The 15,456-nt window shown below is 66.0% G+C and carries 11 protein-coding genes and 1 tRNA gene; 2 read left to right on the forward strand and 10 right to left on the reverse strand.

Translation table 11 applies throughout. The features are described from left to right. Window positions 1–144: 144 nt before the first annotated feature. The 10 genes from NDB2M1_RS09595 to NDB2M1_RS09640 form a co-directional block, all read right to left on the reverse strand. Window positions 145–2,694 (reverse strand): strawberry notch-like NTP hydrolase domain-containing protein, encoded by a 2,550-nt coding sequence (locus NDB2M1_RS09595; RefSeq protein WP_253185832.1) that lies wholly within the window; start codon window positions 2,692–2,694, stop codon window positions 145–147. A gap of 41 nt (window positions 2,695–2,735) precedes the next feature. After that, entirely contained in the window at window positions 2,736–2,951 is a 216-nt protein-coding gene (locus tag NDB2M1_RS09600) for a DUF6117 family protein (protein ID WP_066532709.1), read from the reverse strand. Between the two features lie 73 nt (window positions 2,952–3,024). Next, window positions 3,025–5,097 (reverse strand): ParB/RepB/Spo0J family partition protein, encoded by a 2,073-nt coding sequence (locus NDB2M1_RS09605; protein ID WP_066532712.1) that lies wholly within the window; start codon window positions 5,095–5,097, stop codon window positions 3,025–3,027. A 128-nt stretch (window positions 5,098–5,225) separates the two neighbouring features. After that, window positions 5,226–6,431, reverse strand: a complete 1,206-nt coding sequence (locus NDB2M1_RS09610) for a hypothetical protein (RefSeq protein ID WP_066532715.1) — start codon at window positions 6,429–6,431, stop codon at window positions 5,226–5,228. Window positions 6,432–6,974: 543 nt separating this feature from the next. Then, window positions 6,975–7,050, reverse strand: a tRNA-Lys gene (locus tag NDB2M1_RS09615). Window positions 7,051–7,128: 78 nt separating this feature from the next. Continuing rightward, window positions 7,129–8,244 carry a rod shape-determining protein RodA gene (rodA, locus tag NDB2M1_RS09620; protein WP_072381792.1) on the reverse strand — a complete coding sequence of 372 codons (1,116 nt, stop codon included), beginning with the start codon at window positions 8,242–8,244 and terminating at the stop codon, window positions 7,129–7,131. A 3-nt stretch (window positions 8,245–8,247) separates the two neighbouring features. Then, entirely contained in the window at window positions 8,248–10,374 is a 2,127-nt protein-coding gene (gene mrdA, locus NDB2M1_RS09625) for a penicillin-binding protein 2 (protein WP_072381794.1), read from the reverse strand. Window positions 10,375–10,380: 6 nt separating this feature from the next. Next, a complete protein-coding gene (locus tag NDB2M1_RS09630) occupies window positions 10,381–10,953 on the reverse strand; it encodes a rod shape-determining protein MreD (RefSeq protein ID WP_072381797.1) in 573 nt (190 codons plus the stop codon). Then, window positions 10,953–11,873 carry a rod shape-determining protein MreC gene (mreC, locus tag NDB2M1_RS09635; RefSeq protein ID WP_072381800.1) on the reverse strand — a complete coding sequence of 307 codons (921 nt, stop codon included), beginning with the start codon at window positions 11,871–11,873 and terminating at the stop codon, window positions 10,953–10,955. The genes NDB2M1_RS09630 and mreC overlap by 1 nt, the downstream gene beginning before the upstream one ends. Window positions 11,874–11,920: 47 nt before the next feature. Then, window positions 11,921–12,967: a rod shape-determining protein gene (locus tag NDB2M1_RS09640; protein ID WP_072381803.1), complete on the reverse strand. Its 1,047-nt coding sequence runs from the start codon at window positions 12,965–12,967 to the stop codon at window positions 11,921–11,923. Between the two features lie 191 nt (window positions 12,968–13,158). Between NDB2M1_RS09640 and mutL the strand changes: the two genes are divergently transcribed. Beyond that, a complete protein-coding gene (gene mutL / locus NDB2M1_RS09645; protein ID WP_072381806.1) occupies window positions 13,159–14,958 on the forward strand; it encodes a DNA mismatch repair endonuclease MutL in 1,800 nt (599 codons plus the stop codon). After that, window positions 14,958–15,407: a hypothetical protein gene (locus NDB2M1_RS09650; RefSeq protein ID WP_143146706.1), complete on the forward strand. Its 450-nt coding sequence runs from the start codon at window positions 14,958–14,960 to the stop codon at window positions 15,405–15,407. Before mutL ends, NDB2M1_RS09650 begins: the two co-directional genes overlap by 1 nt. Window positions 15,408–15,456: the final 49 nt, after the last annotated feature.

The raw sequence follows: 15,456 nt of genomic DNA on the forward strand, positions 1-15,456 counted from the left end.
GGCTTAGCCCGTCCCCGGACATTCCCTCAACCCCCATATTATCTGGAGTAAAATCATGACCAATCGACGCAATCCCACGCCTCCGGCCGCAATGCTCGACATAAATGTCGACTGCAAAGAATACGTGTAATCTGGACCTCAACATTACACGTATTCGCGGGGCGTGATGTCGATTTGAACGTCGTTCCACTCGCCCGGATCGATATCGGCGAGGCGGCGCGACAGCAGCGCTTCCCCCGTCGAGACGATCTGCACCACGGCGGCGTGGCCATCGGCAAGGCCCTGGTCGATCGCGGCGATCAGCGTTGGCGTCTTCATCGCCGTGATCAGGTGATTGAAGAAGCGCTGCTTGGCGGATTCAAATGCGGAACGGGCTGCCGACTTGGCATAGCGGTTGAGCGTGCCTTCGCTGCTCGTGACGTTGGCGGCTTCCAGCGCGGCGTCCAGGTTATTGTGGATGACCTGAAACGCTCCGGCATAGGCATCGTAGATGCGGACCTGGTCAGGGGTGAGCTGGTGCTCGATCAGCTCATATTCGACGCCCTCATAGGACAACGAACGGGCGGCATAGAGGCCGAGGGCTTTCAGGTCGCGGGCGAGCACCTCCATCGCTGCGACCCCGCCTGCTTCAATGGCTGCGATGAAATCGGTGCGCTTGTCGAACGGGAAGTCCGCACCACCCCAGAGGCCAAGCCGCTGGGCATAGGCTAGGTTTTCGACCGTCGTCGCGCCCGTCGCGGAGATATAGAGGATGCGGGCGTTGGGAAGCGCATGCTGCAGGCGCAGTCCGGCACGTCCCTGCTGCGAGGGGGCGCAATCGCCCCGTTTGGATGTGCCGCCACCGGCATTCTGCATGGCATGGCTTTCGTCGAAGACAATGACACCGTCGAAGTCGGTCCCCAGCCAATCGACGATCTGTTGGACGCGCGAAACCCGGTTTTCGCGCGCGTCGGAGCGTAGCGTGGCATAGGTTGTAAAAAGAATGCCCTGCTCGAGCCGGATGGGTGTGCCCTGACGGAACCGGGCGAGCGGGGTGACCAGCAAGGGCTCTTGCCCCAGAGCTTTCCAGTCGCGCTGCGCATCTTCGAGCAGCTTGTCGGACTTGGAAATCCAGACCGCGCGCGTTCGGCCCTTGAGCCAATTGTCGAGCACAATCCCTGCGACCTGACGCCCTTTGCCAGCGCCGGTGCCATCGCCGAGGAACCAGCCCTTGCGGAACCGGACGGCCGTGTCGCAGTCATCGGGCGCAGCTTCCACCCTGTCCCAGGTTGCATCGACGGACCAGCTGCCGGCGAGATGGTCGGCATGGGCCTCGCCCGCATAGATGACCGATTCGAGCTGGGCATCCGACAGTAATCCCTGTTCGACGAGACCAGCGGGCAGATGCGGGCGATAGCTCGGCTTGGGCGGCGCGACCGAGGACATCGCCGCGGATTGGACGAGGCGCGTCGGATGTGGCTGAGCGCCAGCGATGCGGATCGATTGGAGCGAGTAGGGCTCATAGAGCGATTCGGAGAGCTTGCCGTCGGTTGGAGGACACCAGTCGATCACATCATAGTCGAGCGGCACGCCGCATATTGCAGGGATCGGGGCTGTAGCCAGTTTAGGCCTTGGGCTGGCTTTGATCGCTTGTGAATTGCGGGCAGCTACCAGTGGCTGAAGAGCTGATGCGGAGATGGGCTGACGTGGCGGGAGGCTGTCGGCCAACCAGCGCAGCAAGGTCGCAAGATCGGGAGCCATGCCTCGCGATGCCGGAAATTGTGCTGGATTGTCTGCGGGAACCTTGTCGATAACGGTCAGCCGGGTTTCGACCGAGGTGCCGTGCGGTGCGAACACGCTGCCCGCTATCGCCGCGCTGAACACGACCCGGGCGTTGTCCTGCATCCGGACGAAACCATCACGCCATGCCTTGTGATCTGGCGCGCAGTTGGCCCCCGTGATCGCGACGAGCCGTCCACCGTCGGCAAGCCGCGCCACTGCTGATGACAGATGCCGGATGGCTGCATCGGCCACACGTGAATCAACATTCAGCGCTGCCGAGAACGGCGGGTTCATGATGATGCAACTCGGCACCACGCCAGCATCGAGCCGGTCGTGGATCTGTGCGGCGTCGTGCATGGACAGGGGCGAGCCTGCGAACAGGTTGCCAAGCAGGGCGGCACGCACGTCGGCGACTTCGTTCATTGCCAATCTGCATCCTGCCAGTTCAGCTTGGATGGCCAGCAGTCCCGTGCCTGCAGAAGGTTCGAGCACCAGTTCGCCCGGCAGAAAGCCCGCAGCAAACCCGGCCACCCATGCCAGTCCCAGCGGTGTCGAGAATTGCTGGTAGGCCTGCATCTCCTCGCTGCGCCGGGTTTGCGTGGGGGCAAGCCGGGCAATCCGTTCGACCAGTGTGAGCCGTTCGAACGCATCGGCGGTTCTGGCATGGATCGCCGGGCCGTAGCGACGAATGAACAGCAATTGCGCGACCTCGACGGCTTCGTAGGCGATCTTCCAGTCCCAGGCTCCTGTCGCATCGCTTGCGCCAAAGGCGGATTGCATGGCGGTGCGAATGGCGGGCGTGTCGATCCGGCGACCGGCGGCAAGGTGGCCGAGCAGGTCATGGGCTGCGGTGATGATCGCGGTAGCGGTTTGCTGCGGGCAAGCAGCGGCAAGCGGGCGCGCGGAGGCACCCGCCAAAGGCGAGTTGGTCATGTCGGAATTCCTTTAATGAAGTTGGGGTGGTGTAGGCCGGATCAGGCGGGCGGAGCGTAGGCCTCGTAGGGATTGTCCGGTGCGAGGTGCCCGAACGGTGTCATCACGTAGTCGCCGTGGTCGCGGCCAACTGCGCAAAGAACGTAGCGGGTTTCGCCGCTGGCAAGTTCGGTGCATTCCATCAACGCGAGTTCGCCTGCTTGTGCCGCTTTCAGCAGCGTCTCGAAATTGGCGCGGGCATGGTCAGGAATTGCCATGGCAAAGCTCCTTCTTCGGTGAGGGGGTGACAAGACACGCGGGGCGACCGAGGCCGCCCCGCGCGAGCGAAGTTCATTCGGCAGCGATCGCGAAGGCGTCGTCGGCGTCCGCCTGGTCGGCCTCATCCGCGAGGAAATCGGGCAGGTCGGCGATTTCAGCTTCATTTGCTTCGATAACCGGCAACCGCAGGGGTTCAGGCAGCCAGCCAGTGCCGCTCAGCAGCCGTTCGGCCTCGCGCGCCATGTCACCCTTCTTGAGATGTTCGATCAGGGCGGCGGTCGCATCGCCCTTGGCTTCGCGGACCGCTTCGATGATCCGGGGTTTGGTCACCCGCCCGAGGTAGTTGTCGACCGTTGGCGTCCAGCCAGCCTCGGCCATGTCGAGCCCGACGACTGCTGCCAGAGCATCAGCCGCTGCAATGCGCTGCGCAACGCCATGCGCCGAGATGCGTCCGTCATAGCCCTTGCTCGGCTCAAACAGTGCGTTGACGCCGTGGCTGACACAGTGGGCGAGCAGTGCCATCTGTTCATCCTGCGGCATAGCGGCGAGGGCGTCCCACAGCGCGTGTGGTTCATCCGGCAGCCTTTCACCCCAATGTTCTTGCCGCGCCTGGATCGACTGGCTCCAGACACTCTCGCGCAAGTTCGGTGCGACATTGCCGAGCCAGGCCTGGGTGACGCCGATCCGCACACAGCCATGAGTCCCGTGGGGACGGAACACCGATAGGACGAGCGCATGGAGAAGGGCGAGGAACGCCGCCTGCGGAGCGTTGGCGAGTGCATCGCGCAGCGCGAGCGTGCGTTCAGCGGTGAGTTCGGAAACGAGCCTGTCAGGCAGCGGCTTGATCGCCTCATCTTCGTCGTCGTCACCACCGATTGGCGCCGCTTGCCCTGCCACGGTGACTGTCGCGCCATCGGACACGTCTGCGTTGGCACCGTTCGTACCGTCATTCTGGCCTTCAGCGACGGGTTCATCTTCAGGACGGACATAGCCGCGGTCGATCCGCAGGCGACCATCGTGGGTCAGCGAAATGAACACGCCGGCGCGCGCCATGTCGTCCGGATCGTAAACCGTGGGACGACTGTTCAAGGCGGTCAATTCGGCATCGATCTTGGTTAGCCGCGCATCGACTTCGTCGGGAAGGTCGCTGCCATCGCCGTAGTCGTCGCCAATGCGGTCATATTCCTCGACCAGCACATCGCGCCGTGCCTGCTCGTCGTTGGTCAACGGAACGGTCGTGCCGACGATCCGGCGTTTGCCGCGCTCGCAGCCATAGGGCAGGTCGACGGCGGCCTCGACCCATTTCCAGCCTTCGGCACCGATTTCCTGGGCGAGTTCCGAGAGTTTTTCGTTCACAAGCAATTCGACCAATGCGGGATCCTGCAACCAGCCATCCTCGTCCGATGAGAACAGGTCGCGCATCACATAGCCACCAGCCTCGGTGTAGGCGTCAATGCCAATGAACCGGACGCGGCGGTCGCTTGCAGAAATCGCATCTTCGGTCAGCAAGCGGCGGATGTGGTAAGCCGGCACATGGTGCCCCTGATTGACCTGTTCCCAGACCTGCTCCTGGCGCGCATGGTTGTCGGTGACCGAGAAGGCCATGAGCTGTTCGAGCGTGATGCCGTCCTCGCCATAGACCTCGAGCAGGGTGGGGGAGACCGACGCGAGCCGAAGGCGCTGGCGTACGGTCGACACCGAGACGAAGAACCGCGCGGCGATGTCTTCCTCGGACAGGCCCGCTTCGATCAGCGCGCTGAAGGCACGGAACTGGTCGAGCGGATGCAGCGCGACGCGCATGACGTTTTCAGCGAGCGAGTCCTCTTCGGCAATCCCGGCTTCGCGCACGACGCAAGGGACCGGTTGATCCTTCGCCATCCGCTTGGTCTTCACCAGCAATTCGAGCGCTCGGAAACGGCGGCCACCGGCCGGTACTTCGAACATGCCGGTTTCCTTGCCGTCGGCATCGAGCAAGGGGCGGACGTTGATGCTCTGGAGCAGGGTCCGGCGATAAATGTCCTCGGCCAGATCCTCGATCGAAAGGCCTGCTTTCACGCGCCGCACATTCTTCTGGCTCAGCACCAGCTGCGAAAACGGGATGTCGCGCGAGGCGCTGAGCACGAGCTTGGGCAATGTCTTGGTCATGGGGTTTCTCCATGACGGGCCGCCCGAAAGACTCTCTCTCAGGCCCGAACCCGTCACGAAGCGAAGCGCCGCCCTCTCACTCTGAGAAGGCAGCGCAACGCATGAGTAACGGGCTGAGCCCTGCTGGCTTAATGCACCCGGTCGAGCAGCTTCTTGGCCTTGCCCTCCATGTCGAGCCGGGCGTCTTGATGCGGCTTGGACCGCGCGAGCGCGGTGATGCCCTGAACGAAATCGAAGATCGATTCCGGTGGGCGGCCTTCCTCGGCGAGGACGGTCTCGATGATCCGGCCGGTTTCAGCCTTGGAGAATCCGCGCGCCCGGAGGAAATCCTGCCGGTCTTCGTCGCTGCGGGCGACAATTCGCTCCCGCGCGGTCTTGATGCCGTTGATGAACGGCTGCGGCGAGGAATTGGCAAAGTTCAGCAGCGCCGGTTCGGCTTCATGGGCAAAGCGGTTCGCGGCATATTTGCTGTGGCGAATGCTGATCTCCTCGAAGTCCTCCACCCCCCACAGGTTCCGGTTCTGGCAGACCGCGCGCAGGTAGAAGCTCGCCATGCCGAGCGTCTTGGCGCCGACCTCGGAGTTCCAGCAGTAGAACCCGCGGAAGTAGAGATCGGGCGATCCGTCGGGCAGCCGCCCGGCTTCGATCGGGTTGCAATCATCGACCAGAAACAGGAAGACGTCGCGATCCGACGCATAGAGCGTGGTCGTATCCTTCGAGATGTCGACGTTAGGGTTGTAGACCCCGGTCGACCAGTCGAGCACGCCCGGAACCTTCCAGCGTGTGTCGCCGGTGCCGTTGCCAGCGATCTTCTGCACGGCTTCGACGAGTTCGTGGTCGTAGATCCGGCCATAGTCGGGCCCGGTCACGGCGCGCAGTTCGAGCCGGCCCCCGGAAACTGGATCGTCTGTTTCGAGCGTTTTGATCTGCTCGGCTCGGTTGGAGGTCAGCCCGTATTGCAGATTGATCGCGGCCAGCGGCGCCGGAAGTTGGCGCAGATAGGCAGCAGGAGCGCCTACCTGGCTGGCCAGTTGCCCAAAGCTCCAGTGAGTTGGCGTCACCGGTGCCTCGGCACCTGGCAACATGAGAGCCAGGCGTTCCGGATCATTGCGGTTTGCTTCGACATGGATCAGCGCCGTCTCGACCACGCGCGTCCGGCTCCGGTCAGACCGACCGCGCACTGATCGGGCCAGATCGCCCAGTGACAGAAACCTCTCATCATCTGGGCGCGAGAACCACTCCGACGACACCCGACCCACGCGCGAGCCGCGCGAGACATCGACCTTGTAACCGCCGCTTGAGTCGCGGCGCGTATCGAGAACCTGCATATCCATGGGAAGATCTCCATGACGGCTGGCCGGGAGCCTCTCTCTCGACCCTCAACCCGTCACGGCGAAGCCCGCCAGACTCTCACTCTCCCCCCTCAACGCTTACAACCGCGCGAGCGGCCAGCGAGATCGCCAAAGCAAGAAACTGCACCCTGAACGAGGCGGAGCATCGCGTCATCGCTCGCGCAGGCGGAAAGCCGGGGCCTGTCGGCTTTCTCGGCCTGCACTTCGGACGATGTCCGCCGGATCAGAGTGCGTGCGGGGGCCCATGCGTCAGGCACCGCGCCCTCAGGAGCAGGGCAGGCAGCCCTGCGGGACAGAGCGCGTCAGCAGCCCCGCTCTTCGTTTCGGGGCGTTGCGGGGTGTCCCCGCTGAGGTGGGTGTGAAGAAGCCGCGCAGCGGCTTCGACCAGGGAGGAAACGTCCTCCCGCACATCGAAAATCAAGCCTCTACGCCAGGCTACGAAACACGTTGATTACGTGGCGATTACGTGGCTCTCGACAGCCCCTCGGGAGGGGTGTATATTTGCAACTAAGTCGTTGAGAATTTTGGTGGACGCACTTGGGCTCGAACCAAGGACCCGCTGATTAAGAGTCAGCTGCTCTACCAACTGAGCTATGCGTCCACACCGTACCGTCACCGGCGACCGGGAGCGGCCCCTTTAGCGATTTCTCACCGGCTGCCAAGCCCCATTTTTGAAAAATTATCGCAAGGTTCTACCCGGCGCGCGCGACCAGCGATCGACCGCCATCAAGGTGCCGATGCACAGCATGTTGGTCATCATCGAGGAGCCGCCGTGGCTCACGAAGGGCAGGGGGATGCCCACCACCGGCGCAAGGCCCATCACCATCATCAGATTGATGCACACATAGAAGAAAATCGTCGTCACCATCCCCGCCGCCAGCAGGCGCGAGAAGCGGTCCGGCGCATTGAGGGCCACTTTCAGCCCCCAGCGCAGCACCAGCGCGAAGACGCAGAGCACGAAGAACCCGCCGATCATCCCCCATTCCTCCGCCATCGTCGCGAAGACGAAGTCGGTATGCGCTTCGGGCAGGTAGTCGAGGTGGCTTTGCGAACCCTGCCCGAAACCCTTGCCCAAGAGGCCGCCCGATCCGATCGCGATCTTCGACTGGGTGATGTGATAACCCGAACCCAGCGGATCGCTTTCGGGATCGAGGAACACCAGCACGCGCTTCCTCTGGTAATCGTGGAGCAGGGTGAAGAATGCGAGCGGCGCGGCCACCGCGACCGCCGCACCGCCGCTGATGAACAGCCACAGCGGCAGGCCCGCCAGGAACATGATGACGACCGCGCCGAAACTGATCGCAAGGCCGGTGCCGAGATCAGGCTGCAGCATCACGAGCCCCGCCGGCAGCCCCAGCAGCACCACTGCGGGGGCAATCGCCCGCCAGGTGCGGATCTCGCTCGGCGGCAGCACGCTGTAGAACCACGCCAGCACCAGCACGATGCCCGGCTTCATCAGCTCGGAGGGCTGCAATTGCATGAAGCCCAGATTGAGCCAGCGCTGGCTTCCCCCGCTCACGCGGCCCAGCAGTTCGACCAGCACCAGCAGCACGCACAGCAGTGCATAGGATGGCAGCGCAGCATTCTTGAACCACGCCGCCGGAATGCGCGCGACGACCATCGCCATGCCGAGGAACACCACGAAGCGCACCACATGGAGCAGCGCCCAGGGCATAAGGTGCCCGCCCGCCGCCGAATAGAGCACCGCACCGCCGAAGGTGACGAGCGCCGAAAGCGGCAGGATCACCCCCCACGGCTGGCGCGCGATGAACGCCGGGATATAGGCGCGCTGCATGCCCTAGGCTCCCGGTGCAGGCGCGGCGGGCGCTGCAGCAGCAGGCGTCGGCGCGGCAGCAGGCGCTGCGGTTTCAGCCGGGGCAGGGGGCGCCTCAGGCTCGGGCGCGGGCGGCGCGGCATCGGTCTGCGCGGCGGTCGGCTCGGCCACCGGGGTGTTGTCCGCGGCGACCGCCTCCGCCGCCTGCTCCTCGTCGGGCGCCTTGGGCGCGGTGGCGCCGAACTTCGCGGCATAGGCGTTGTATTTCGCCGCCATGCGCTGCTGCACGTCGCCGCCCCATTCCGCCTCGTAGCCTTCGAGCACTTCCATCGCCTTGGCGCGGTCGAACAGGTAGGTCATCACGTCGCGCGCGATGGGGTAGGCCGCGCCCGATCCGCCGCCGTGCTCGATCGCGACCGCGCAGGCATAGCGCGGCTTGTCGAACGGCGCGAAGCAGATGAAGTGGCCGTGGTCGCGGTGCTTCCAGAGGCCGCCCTTGCCGTTGCCGATATTGAGCCCGACGACTTGCGCGGTGCCGGTCTTGCCCGCCATCTGCACACCCTCGACCGGAATGCGCGCCTTGCCGGCGGTGCCGCGCCCGTTGACCACTTCGTTCATCGCCGCGTGGATGATGTCGAGGTGTTCCTGCTTGATCCCCAGCGAAGGCGCCCGCGGCGCATGGCGGTCCATCAGGAGGCGCGGGGTCAGTTGCAGCCCGGAGGCAAGGCGCGAGGCCATGACCGCCTGCTGCAGCGGATTGACCAGCATGTAGCCCTGACCGATCGTCGCATTCACCGTGTCATAGATTGCCCATGGTTTCTGATACTTGCGCTGCTTCCACTGCGGATCGGGCACCGTGCCATAGGACTGGCCGGGATAGGGCATCGGGTATTCCTGACCCAGCCCCAGCCGCCGCGCCATCGCCGCGATCCTGTCCATCCCGATCTGCTGGGCGAAATGGTAGAAATAGACGTCGCACGACTGGTAGATGCCCTTCGACATGTTGGTCGTGCCGTGGCCGCGGTGGTTCCAGCAGTGGAACACGCGGTTGCCCACGCGCAGCCCGCCCGCGCAGCCGACGCTGGCCTCCGGATCAAGTCCCGCCTCGAGGAACGCGAGCGCTACCATCGGCTTCACCGTCGAACCCGGCGGATAGAGCCCGCGCAGCACCTTGTTGCGCAAGGGCACGTGGTCGTCTTCCGAAAGCATCTTCCATTCGATGCGGCCGATCCCGTCGGCAAAGCTGTTGGGATCGAAGCTCGGCATCGAAACCATCGCCAGCAAGTCGCCCGTCGCGCAGTCCATCACCACGACCGAGCCGGATTCGAGCCCGATGCGCCGCGCCGCATAGTCCTGCAGGCCCGCATCGATGGTCAGCTGGATAGGGCTCCCCGGCACATCCTCGCGCGTCCCCAGATCGCGCACCACGCGGCCACCCGCCGTCGCCTCCACCCGCCGCGCGCCCGGAATGCCGCGCAGGCGTTCCTCGAAGTGCTTCTCGAGCCCGTCCTTGCCGATCTTGAAGCCTGGTGTGATCAGCAGCGGGTTGCGCTCCTTCTCGTAATCCTCCGCCGAAGCCGGGCCGACATAGCCCACAAGGTGGCCGACCGCCGCGCCCGTCGGATAATAGCGCGAGAAGCCGCGCTGCGGGATCACGCCGGGCAGTTCGGGCAGGCGCACGCTGACCGCGGCGAACTTGTCCCAGTCGAGGTTCGAGGCGACTTCGACCGGCTGGAACCCGCGCGCCTTCTCCAGCTTGTCCTTGATGTCGCTCACCCGGTCCGCCGTGAGGCCCAGCAGCTGCGACAGCGTCCGCAACGTGGCATCGGCATCGACCACCCGGTCCGGCACCAGATCGACGCGGAAATCGGCGCGATTGGCCGCCAGCGAAGCGCCGGTGCGGTCGATCACCCAGCCGCGCCGGGGCGGGATCAGCGTCAGGTTGACGCGGTTGCTTTCAGAGGCCGCGCGGTACTTGGCATTCTCCGCCACCGCCAGCCAGGTCAGCCGCCCGGCCAGCAGCATGCCCACGCCCGCCTGCGCCATGCCCAGCACGAACGTGCGCCGCTCGAACGAATGGGTGAGCTGCGCGCCCGTCACCGGCAGCGGCTTCGCCGGCTTCGACCAGGGCCAGGACCACTTCTGGCGCATGGCGCGTCAGACCGTCCTGAGCGGCAGGAGGCGCACGCGGTCCAGCAGGGCGACCGCCCGCGTCACCAGCGGATAGAGCGCCAGCGTCACCAGCAGCTGCGGCCCGATCACCAGCGGCAGCGGATAGGCCGCAGCCAGCCCCGCGATCCCTGCCGAAAGCACGAGATAGCCCGTCATCAGCAACGAAGCGACCGCCCAGTCAGCCACGAAACTGCGCCACAGCAGGCGGTTGTCGACGGTATCCATCACCAGCATCGCGGCAGACCATAGCACGATCCCCGATCCGAACGGCTGCCCGCTGTAAAGATCGTCGAACGCGCCGAGCGGGAGGCCCGCCCACAGCGGCAGCAGGCTCGGCCGCAGCATGCGCCACGCCAGAAACACCATGAACGCCAGCGGCGGCACCACCGGCGCAGAGGCGATCACCGGCGAGTAAACTGCCAGCGAGGCCAGCATCACCGAAACCCATGGCAGTCCGGAAGCCACCAGCGGCGAAGGCGCGCGGTTGATCCGCTGCGGCACGAGGTCCTCCGGCCGGCGCGGCAGGCTGGGCAGGTCGGGCAGCCGGGGAAACGGCATCAGTTGCCCCCTCCGCCCTCGCTGGCTTCGGGAGCCGGTCCTGCCGCCTGCTGGCTCGCCCCCAGCGCTTCGACGGCAGGGGCCTGGAACACCGGCAGCACGACCACGAAATCGGCTTCTGCGGGGTCACTCGCGAGATGGCCCACGCCCCCGTCATGCAGCACTTCGGTCACCACCGCGACCGGAATGCCCGGCGGGTAGAGCCCGCCCGAACCCGACGTCGCGAAAACATCGCCGCGCTTCAGCGGGTTGTTGCCCATATTGAGCAGGCGGATCGCGATGCGCCCGTCGGACTTGCCCTCGACAAAGGCGGGCAGGCCATCGCGCACCCGCCGCACCGGCACCACGTTTTCCGGGTCCGTCACCAGCAGCACCCGCGCCGTGCCCGGCCCCGCCTCGATCACCCGCCCGATCAGCCCCGCCGCCGATCGCACCGGCTGGCCCGGCCGCACACCTTGCGACGTGCCCGCCGAAAGCACCGCAAAGCGCCGCGCGCTCGCGGCGGTCGAGCCGATCAGGCGGGCGGCGGTGATCGGCTTCATCTGCGGGTCGACAATCCCGAGCAGCGCTTTCAGCCGCCTGTTCTCGCCTTCCAGCGCCTGCATCGTCAGCGCATTGGCCCGCGCCGCGGCGACTTCGCGGGAAAGCGCCGCGTTCTGCCGCCCGGCCTGGAAATAGGCGCCGATGGCCGCGATCACGCTCTGGCCCGCCGCGCGCGTCTCGGCCCCCGCTTCGCCCGCAGGCCGTGCGATCTCGCTTGCCGCGCCGCGCACCGAACTGAATGCCTGCGGGTTGACGATGCTCACGATCAGCAGCCCCGCGCCCGCAAGGAAGCCGGCCACGGCAATGACGTAGCCGGTGAAGATCCCGTATTGCGCCCTGCGCGAAAAGCCCGGGCGCCGGTCTGGCGACCGCGCCATCTAGCAACCCTTCCTCTTGCGACCTGCCCGGTGGCGGCCGAGCGGCATCACGCCGTCATCAGCACGCCGCGGTAGATCGGATCTTCCATCGCCCGGCCGGTGCCCAGCGCCACGCACGAAAGCGGGTCTTCCGCCACGCTCACGGGCAGGCCGGTCTCCTCGCGCAGATGATCGTCGAGCCCCCGGATCAGCGCGCCGCCGCCGGTCAGCACGATGCCCTGGTCGACGATGTCCGCCGCGAGTTCAGGCGCGGTGTTCTCGAGCGCGATGCGCACGCCCTCGACGATCGCGCCGATCGGTTCGGACAGCGCCTCGGCGACATTGGCCTGCGTGATGGTGATTTCCTTGGGCACGCCGTTCACAAGGTCGCGGCCCTTGATGTGGATCGTCTCGCCCACGCCGTCGGCGGGCACGGTGGCGATGCCGAAGTCCTTCTTGATCCGCTCCGCCGTCGATTCGCCGATCAGCAGGTTGTGGCGGCGGCGCACGTAGGAAACGATGGCTTCGTCCATCTTGTCGCCGCCCACGCGCACCGAGGTGGTATAGGCAAGACCGCGCAAGCTCAGCACCGCGACTTCGGTCGTGCCGCCGCCGATGTCGACCACCATCGAACCCACCGGCTCGGTGACGGGCATGTCCGCGCCGATCGCCGCCGCCATCGGCTCGAGGATCAGGAACACCTGGCTCGCCCCCGCATTGCTCGCCGCATCGCGGATCGCGCGCCGTTCCACGGAAGTCGAACCGGACGGCACGCAGATCACGATCTCGGGATAGCGCAGCAGGCTCTTCGAGCCGTTCACCTTGCGGATGAAATGCTTGATCATTTCTTCCGCGACTTCGATGTCGGCAATCACGCCGTCACGTAAGGGGCGGATCGCCTCGATATTGTCAGGCGTCTTGCCCATCATCATCTTGGCATCGTCGCCCACGGCCTTGACGCGCTTGATGCCGTTGATCGTCTCGATCGCCACGACCGACGGTTCATTGAGCACGATGCCCCGGTCCTGCACATAGACCAGCGTGTTGGCGGTGCCGAGATCGATTGCGATGTTCTGGGAACCGAACTTGAAGAATCGGGAAAGCAACGATGCCATCAGGAAATCCGTATAAAACTGCGGTTGAGCCCGCCCGCACTCAGGGCGAGGTAGGCTCCGGCGGGGCTTGCGAAGTGCGCGCATTAGCAGGCGAACGCGGCAAAACCCAATATTTTGTGTGCGACTTTGCGGGATAAGTGCGCCCGCTGGTCTCGAAAAACCGTATGCTCACCGCTAGTGTACCGCGACGCATGTCCGAACCGGTCCGAACCATCCGCCGCCTGCCTGAAAACCTCGTCAACCGCATCGCGGCGGGCGAGGTCGTCGAGCGCCCGGCAAGCGCGCTCAAGGAGCTGGTCGAGAACGCCATCGATGCGGGCGCGAGCCACATTTCCGTGCGGCTCGCTGAAGGCGGCCTCTCGCTCATCGAAGTCACCGACGACGGCTGCGGCATGCGCGCAGACGAGATCGCGCTGGCCCTGGAGCGGCACGCGACGTCCAAGCTCCCTGACGAAGCCATCGAGATGGTCGCCACCCTCGGCTTCCGCGGCGAAGCGCTTCCCTCCATCGCCTCGGTCGCCCGCGTCACGATTGAAAGCCGCGCCGGCCCCACGGGCGAAGCGTGGCAGCGCGTCGTCGATCACGGCACCGTCGTCTCCGATGGCCCCGCCGCGCTCCCCCCGGGCACCCGCGTCCGGGTCGAGGACCTCTTCGGCAAAGTCCCTGCCCGCCGCAAGTTCCTGCGCAGCCCGCGCGCCGAATGGGCCGCCAGCCTCGACGTCGTCCGCCGCCTCGCGCTCGCGCGGCCCGATGTCGGCTTCACCTTGGAGCATGACGGCCGCCGCGCCCTCCACGTCCAGCCGGGTGACACGCTCGCCGCCCGCACCGCCCAGCTCGTCGCGCGCGAGCTGCACGACAACGCCGTCGCGGTCGACCTGCTGCGCGGCCCCTATCACCTGATGGGCGTCGCCGGCCTGCCGACCTACAACCGCGGCGTCGCCGATCACCAGTACCTCTTCGTCAACGGCCGCCCGGTAAAGGACAAGCTCCTGATCGGCGCGGTGCGCGGCGCCTATGCCGACATGCTCGCGCGCGACCGGCACGCGGTCCTCGCGCTGTTTCTTGAGGTTCCGCCTGAAGAAGTCGACGTAAACGTGCATCCTGCCAAGACCGAAGTGCGCTTCCGCGATCCGGCCCTCGTGCGCGGGATGATCGTCTCGGGCCTCCGCCAGGCGCTCACCACCGGCGACCGCCGCTCCGCACAGGCCCCCGATGCAGGCGCGATGCAGGCCTGGCAGGCCGAACCGATTGCACCCATGCCCGTGGTGGCGCCGCAGTCGAACCTCTTCTGGCAGCACCGCGAACCCGCCCGCGTTTCCGAAGCCGGACGAGCCTGGCGCGGCTACGAAGCCGCCCTGATGGCGCCGCCCGCCGCCCGCGCCGAACCGGCGGTGGAGCCCGTCACCAGCCATCCCCTCGGCGTCGCACGCGGCCAGATCGCGCAGACCTACATCGTCGCCGAAGCCGAGGATGGCCTCGTCCTCGTCGACCAGCACGCCGCGCACGAACGCCTGGTGCTCGAACGCCTGCGCGCCGCCGGGGCGGGGGAGGGCACCGCCCCCGCGCAGGCCTTGCTGCTCCCTGAAGTGGTCGAGCTCGACGAACCCTCCTGCGACCGGCTCGAAGACGCCGCCGCCGAACTCGCCACCTACGGCCTCGCGCTCGAACGCTTCGGTCCCGCCGCCATGCTCGTCCGTGCCGTTCCCGCCGTCCTCAAAGGCGGGGACGTGCAGGCGCTCGTGCGCGATGTCGCCGACGATCTTGCGAAAAACGGCGCCGCCCTGCTGCTCGGCGAGAAGCGCGATCTGGTTTTGGCAACCATGGCCTGCCATGGTTCGGTAAGGGCCGGGCGGGTACTCAGCGTCCCCGAAATGAATGCGCTGCTGCGCGAAATGGAAGTGACGCCGCGTTCCGGCCAGTGCAACCATGGGCGGCCGACATGGATCAAGCTCGCCCACGGCGATATCGAAAAGCTCTTCGGGAGGAAATGATGCGGCGACTTGCTCTGGCTCCGGTTTTCCTGCTCGCCGCGTGCGGCCCCGGGGCGCCGCCACCGCCGCCGCCCGCCAGCACGGTCCAGCCCGAGCCGATCACCTATCCCGACATCAAGGACAACGAGCTCTACGGCGCGGGCTGCAACTTCACCCCCGAAGGCGGCGGCATGTCCGCGCTCGCCCTGGCGCAGGAGGGCGAGGCGATCATCAAGGTCAAGGGCAAGATCGAGCGCATCCCCGCCGACAAGAAGAGCCAGATCCTCCCCGAAACCGCCCGTACGCGATATCTAGGCCCGGACCGCATCCTGCTCCTTGCCCCGCTGCCCGATGCCAAGCCGGTCGAGAACGGCGTGGTCAAGACCCTCGCCACCAGCCTGACGATCATGGACCCGCTCGGCCGCATCCAGTTCTTCGCCAAGGGCGTCGTCCAGTGCAAGCCGATGTGACCGAGGCTAAATCAAGCTATTGAAATAAAATCATTTCGTCATTCCCGCG

This window comes from Novosphingobium sp. NDB2Meth1 (assembly GCF_900117425.1).
In the GTDB taxonomy this organism is placed as follows: Bacteria; Pseudomonadota; Alphaproteobacteria; order Sphingomonadales; family Sphingomonadaceae; genus Novosphingobium.

Coding starts and splice junctions, on each gene's coding strand:
- NDB2M1_RS09595 (WP_253185832.1), bottom strand. CDS start 2,694: ATGACCAACTCGCCTTTGGCGGGTGCCTCCGCGCGCCCGCTTGCCGCT.
- NDB2M1_RS09600 (WP_066532709.1), bottom strand. CDS start 2,951: ATGGCAATTCCTGACCATGCCCGCGCCAATTTCGAGACGCTGCTGAAA.
- NDB2M1_RS09605 (WP_066532712.1), bottom strand. CDS start 5,097: ATGACCAAGACATTGCCCAAGCTCGTGCTCAGCGCCTCGCGCGACATC.
- NDB2M1_RS09610 (WP_066532715.1), bottom strand. CDS start 6,431: ATGGATATGCAGGTTCTCGATACGCGCCGCGACTCAAGCGGCGGTTAC.
- rodA (WP_072381792.1), bottom strand. CDS start 8,244: ATGCAGCGCGCCTATATCCCGGCGTTCATCGCGCGCCAGCCGTGGGGG.
- mrdA (WP_072381794.1), bottom strand. CDS start 10,374: ATGCGCCAGAAGTGGTCCTGGCCCTGGTCGAAGCCGGCGAAGCCGCTG.
- NDB2M1_RS09630 (WP_072381797.1), bottom strand. CDS start 10,953: ATGCCGTTTCCCCGGCTGCCCGACCTGCCCAGCCTGCCGCGCCGGCCG.
- mreC (WP_072381800.1), bottom strand. CDS start 11,873: ATGGCGCGGTCGCCAGACCGGCGCCCGGGCTTTTCGCGCAGGGCGCAA.
- NDB2M1_RS09640 (WP_072381803.1), bottom strand. CDS start 12,967: ATGGCATCGTTGCTTTCCCGATTCTTCAAGTTCGGTTCCCAGAACATC.
- mutL (WP_072381806.1), top strand. CDS start 13,159: ATGTCCGAACCGGTCCGAACCATCCGCCGCCTGCCTGAAAACCTCGTC.
- NDB2M1_RS09650 (WP_143146706.1), top strand. CDS start 14,958: ATGCGGCGACTTGCTCTGGCTCCGGTTTTCCTGCTCGCCGCGTGCGGC.